General features: G+C 74.1%; 2 protein-coding genes. Both read right to left on the minus strand.

Annotated elements, in window-relative coordinates:
• Positions 1-67: 67 nt before the first annotated feature.
• The gene (locus HOY81_RS26600; protein WP_237323266.1) at positions 68-3,574 is read right to left on the minus strand and encodes an amino acid adenylation domain-containing protein; all 3,507 of its coding nucleotides are present in this window, start codon (positions 3,572-3,574) and stop codon (positions 68-70) included.
• Positions 3,571-5,207, minus strand: a 1,637-nt coding sequence (locus tag HOY81_RS26605) for an acyltransferase domain-containing protein (protein WP_237323267.1), incomplete at its 5' end; no start/stop codon positions are given. The genes HOY81_RS26605 and HOY81_RS26600, both read right to left, overlap by 4 nt.

The following is a 5,207-nucleotide window of genomic DNA, read 5'->3' on the forward strand; positions in this document are numbered from 1 at the left end:
TCGGCCGCCCCCGGAAAACGCCCCGCCATACCGACGACCGCCACCGCACCGTCGATGTCCGGCTCTGTCATTTCTCGTCTCCCGTCCCCGGTCCGGCGTTCCTGCTGCCCTTGGTGCGCCGCTCTCTGAGCCGGCCCGCCCCGGTTCTGCGTCCCTGGGCCCGGCGACGGGCCTGCTGCACCTGCTCGTCCCGCCCCGGCGGGGCGGTGCCGGCGGCCTCCAGATGCGCGGCGAGTGCCGCGACGGTGGGGTACTGGAACAGCTCGACGACCGGAAGCCGGACGCCGAGTCGCTGGTCGAGCTCGCGCTGGACCCGGAGAACGAGCAGCGAGTGCCCTCCGAGGTCGAAGAAGTTGTCGTGCAGGCCCACCCGTTCGAGCCCCAGCACGGTGCGCCAGGCCTCCGCGACCGCTTGCGCGGTCGCGGAGACCGGCGCCCGATACGACGCGGCATCCGCGGCCGGCTTGCGGCCGGCCGCCGTCGCCAGCGCACGCCGGTCGATCTTGCCGTTGTCGTTGAGCGGCATGGCGTCGAGAACGGTGAATCCGGCGGGGCACATGTAGGAGGGCAGCCGGGCGGCGAGCGTCCGCCGCAGGTCTCCGGCGGCCGGCTCGGCGGTGCCGTCCGGGACCACCACATGGGCGTGCAGCTCGGGTCCGGCGGCGCCCTCCTGCACCGTCACCACGGCCTCGGCGACATCCGGGCGGGTCCGCAACGACGCCTCGATCTCACCGGGCTCGATGCGGTAGCCCCGGATCTTGACCTGGTCGTCGGAGCGGCCCAGGTACTCCAGGGCGCCGTCGGCCCGCCAGCGCACCAGGTCACCCGTGCGGTACAGCCGCCCTCCGGGCGGTCCGAAGGGGTCGGGGACGAAGCGCTCGGCCGTCCACGCCGGACGCCCCCGGTACCCCCGGGTGACGCCCTCTCCGCCGAGCAGCAGCTCGCCGGGCACGCCGGGAGGCACCAGGGACAGCCGCGCGTCGACGACATACGCCCGGGCACTCCCCACCGGTCTGCCGATCGGCACCGGCGGCCGCCCGGGGCCCGTGCGGTGGCCGACGGCCCACACCGTGGTCTCCGTGGGTCCGTACAGGTTCCGTACGTCGGCCACCCGGGCGCGCAGCTCGGCGTCGAGTTCGCTGCTGAGCGCCTCCCCGGCGGACACGGCCAGGCGCAGCCCGTCCTCGCCGTCCCAGCCGGCGGCGAGCAGCATGCGCCAGGTGGCCGGGGTGGCCATGAGAACGGTGGCCGCCTCGCCCCGGAGCAGTGTGCGCAGGGCTTCGCCGTCCCGGACCTCGTGCTCGCCCGCCAGGACGAGCCGGCCACCGGTGATCAGCGGCAGGAAGATCTCCGGGACGGTGATGTCGAAACACACCGCGCCCACGGCGCAGAGCGTGTCGCCCCGCCCGAACGCGAACATCCGGGCGGTGTGCCCCAGGACGTCCGCCATCGAGCGATGGGTGACCTGGACGCCCTTCGGCCGTCCCGTCGATCCCGACGTGTGGATGATGTAGGCCAGGGTGTCCGGCCGGGCCGGGGCGGAGACAGCAGGGCCGGACCGCGCGGCACCGGTCGTCTCCCCCGGCACGCGGTCCGGAGGCCTGCCGTCCGTGCACCGCACGACGCGTGTGCCGCCGTGCGCTGCGAACCGCCCGGCCAGCGCCCGGGTCGTCAGCACGCAGTCCGCCCCGGTGTCGGCGAGCAGGTATTCCAGACGCTCGTCGGGGAAGCCCGGGTCCAGCGGTACGTAGGCTCCGCCGGCCATCAGCACGGCGAGGAGCGCAACGACCAGCTCCGCCGAGCGCGGAAGGCATACGCCCACCGGCGTCTCGGGGCCCACGCCCGCGGCACGCAGGCCCTCTGCCGCGGTCGCGGCCCGCCGTTCCAGCTCTGCGTAGGTCAGACGGGAGTCACCGCTGACGACGGCCGTGGCCTCAGGGGTCTCCGCGGCCTGCCGGGCGATCTGGTCCGGCACCGGGGAGGCGGCGAGGCCGTCGCCCGTACCGCTCCAGCGAAGCAGCAGTCTCCGCTCCTCGGCACCGAGGAGCGGGAGCTGCGACAGCGGCCGGGCCGGATCGTCGGCGGCACCGTCGATGACGTTTCTCAGATGGGAGGCGAAACGCTCCACGGTCGGACGCTCGAAGAGCGCCGTGGCGAACTCCAGCCGTCCGTCGATCTCCCGGCCGCGCTGCAGCATCCCCAGTTGGAGGTCGAACTTGGCCGTGCCGGTGTGGACGCTCACCGGTTCCAGCTCGAGACCGGCCATCTCGAAGTGGGTCAGACCGCCGGTCTGCCAGGTGCACAGCACCTGGAAGACGGGATGGCCGCTGAGGTCGCGGTCCGGGCTCAGCTCCTCCACGAGCCGCTCGAACGGCAGATCCTGGTGTGCGTACGCCTCGTTGGCTCCGTCTCGCACGCGCTCCACCAGCGTGCGGAAGGACGGATCGCCGGCGAGGTCGTTGCGCAGTGCCAGGGTGTTGGCCACATACCCGACCATGCCCTGGAGTTCCGGCCGGGTCCGGGCGGCGACGGGCACGCCCACGAGCTGGTCCTCCTGGCCGGTCCAGCGCAGCAGCACGGTGTGCAAGGCCGCCAGTATCACCGCGAACGGGGTGGCGCCGCAGTCGGCGGCCAGCCGCTGCAGACGCTCGACCGCCGGCGCCTGGAGGGTGAATCTCACCTCGTCACCGCCGAAGTCCTGCGAGGCCGGCCGCGGATGGTCCGTGGGGAGCCCGAGCTCCATGGGTGCTCCGGACAGACGCCGCCGCCAGTAGCCGAGGAGTTCCTCCGTGGCGCCGTCGACGGCGGTGTCCCGCCCGCGAGCCGCGTGGTCGGGGAACTGGGCCGTCACGGGCGGCAGCGGATCTGCGCGACCGTCCCGGAACGCCTGGTAGAGGTGGTTCAGCTCGCGCATCAGCACACCGCCCGACCAGGCGTCGGCGATCATGTGATGCAGCGTCAGCATCAGGAGATGGGCCGACCGTCCGGTACGGAACAGGCGTGCCCGGAAGAGGGGCCCGGCGGACAGGTCGAAGGGCAGGCGGGCCTCGGCGCGGCAGAGCCGGTCCAGCACCGGTGCCCGCCGCCGACGGGCCACCGGGCGCAGGTCGTCCCGGCGCAGGCGGAACACCTCGTGGTCGAGGACCCGCTGCACCGCCGTGCCCTCCGGGTCCGGAGCCACCACGGTGCGCAGCGCCTCGTGGCGCTGCACCAGAGCGTCCAGGGCCTGCTCCAGCGCGGGCACGTCGAGCTCTCCGGTGAGACGCAGGCCGAGGGGCAGGTTGTACGCCGGGTTGCCGGGGCTGACCTGCTCCAGGAACCACAGCCTGGCCTGGGCGAACGACAGGGGCGCCGTCCGGCTCCCGGTCGCTGTGGCAGGGGTGCCGGTAGTCCCTGCCCCGCTCGCCGCAGGCTGCTGGGCAGCGTGACCGGAGGCGCCACGCTCCGGGGCCGCCTCCGGCTGCCGGGTGGCGGAGGGCGCCGGGGGACCGCCGAGCCAGTGGTCCAGCAGCGCACGCTTGGCGTCGGACAGCCCGGCCTCCTGCCGGGCGGGGCGCTCTGAGCGTGAGGTCACCGGATCACACCCCCGCTCGTGTCACCGGCGCTCTCGTCGGTTGCGCCCGGGGCTGCCGCGATCAGCCGTTCGACGATCTCCGCCTGGTCGGCGACGGTGGGGTGCTGGAACATCAGCTCGACCGGCACATCGACGGAGAACCTCCTCTCCAGTTGTGCGGCGAGTTCGACACTCACCAGGGAGTCCCCTCCCAGGTCGACGAAGTCGTCGTGGACACCGACATCGGCGTAGCCGAGGATCCTGCTCCACAACCCGGCCACCGTGTGCTCCATCTCGCTCCGGGGCGCGCTGTAGGGCACCCTCAGCTCCGGCCTGCGGTACCCGCCGGGGGGCGGCCCGCCCTCGCCCCTGGACCCGGATGCGGCCGGCGGCGCCTGTCCGGCCCGTCTGTGCGCACCCGCGTCCGGGGTGCCGGCCTCAGGAGCAGTGGTGTCCGGGGCGGTGTCCCGCGACAGGGGGGCGGCCGGGCGGACCGGCCCGCCGCCCAGTCGGAAGCGTTCGCCCTCGAACGGGTGGGCGGGCAACGGCACGCGGGAGCACCGCGCCGCGCCGCGCAGTGCGCTCCAGTCGAGCTCCGCCCCCGCCTCCCACAGGGAGGCAGCGGCTCGGAGTGCGTGGAGCGGCTCGTCCTCGGGTGGCGTCCCGGCGACCGGGAAGGTCGCCAGGGCCCGCTCGTCGTCACCTGCCCAGCGGCGGATCAGCCAGGTCAGCGCCGTCCCCGGGCCCGCCTCCAGGAAGATCCGGTCCTCAGTCCGGAGGACGGACTCCTGGCATGCGTCGAAGCGTACGGTCTCCCGCAGGTGACGGACCCAGTAGTCCGGGTCGGTGGCCTGCCCCGGGGTGATCCAGGTCCCCGTCAGGTTGGAGCAGAACGGAACGCGGGGTTCGCCGAGTCGCACACCGGCGATCACCGAGCGGTACTCCTCGAGCACGGAGTCCATCAGCGGCGAGTTGAAGGCGCGGTCCGCCGGCAGTCGCAGACTGCGCACGCCCGCCCGGGCGAGTACCCCCTCGGCTGCTTCGACGGCTTCCGGATCCCCGGAGAGGACGCACTGGTCGTGCGCGTTGACCGCGGCGAGGGACAACCCGTGTTCGGCAGCCGTCGTGGCGGCCAGCTCCTCCCCCGTGCCGACGACCGACATCGCACCCTGGGGGGTGTCCTGCGCCAGCCTGCCGCGTGCGCAGACCACGGCGACGGCGTCCTCGAGCGAGAAGACCCCGGAGAGGCAGGCGGCCACGTACTCGCCCAGACTGTGACCGAGCATGCTGCCGGGGCGGACCCCGCGGGACATCCAGAGCCGGGCCAGCGCGTACTCCATCGCGAAGAGTGCCGGGTGGTCGACGTCGGTACCCAGGGGGCGCCTGCGGAGGTCGGCTCGGGGGGCCGCATGGACCACCGAGCGGAGGTCGCGGCCGAGGTGGGGCATCGCGAGTTCGGCGCACCGGTCCAGAGCCTCGCGGTAGACGGGCTCGGTCTCGTAGAGCCCCCTGCCCACGCCGGCGTAGCGGACCTCCTGCCAGGGGAAGAGGAAGGCGACCTCCGTACTCTCCGCCCGCACCGCCGTCCGCCGGCCTTCCGCCGTGCGCAGGGCGGTGGCGGCGGTGGCGGCGGTGTCCGCCACCACCGCCCGCC

The organism is Streptomyces sp. JJ36, assembly GCF_021696945.1.
GTDB lineage: Bacteria > Actinomycetota > Actinomycetes > Streptomycetales > Streptomycetaceae > Streptomyces.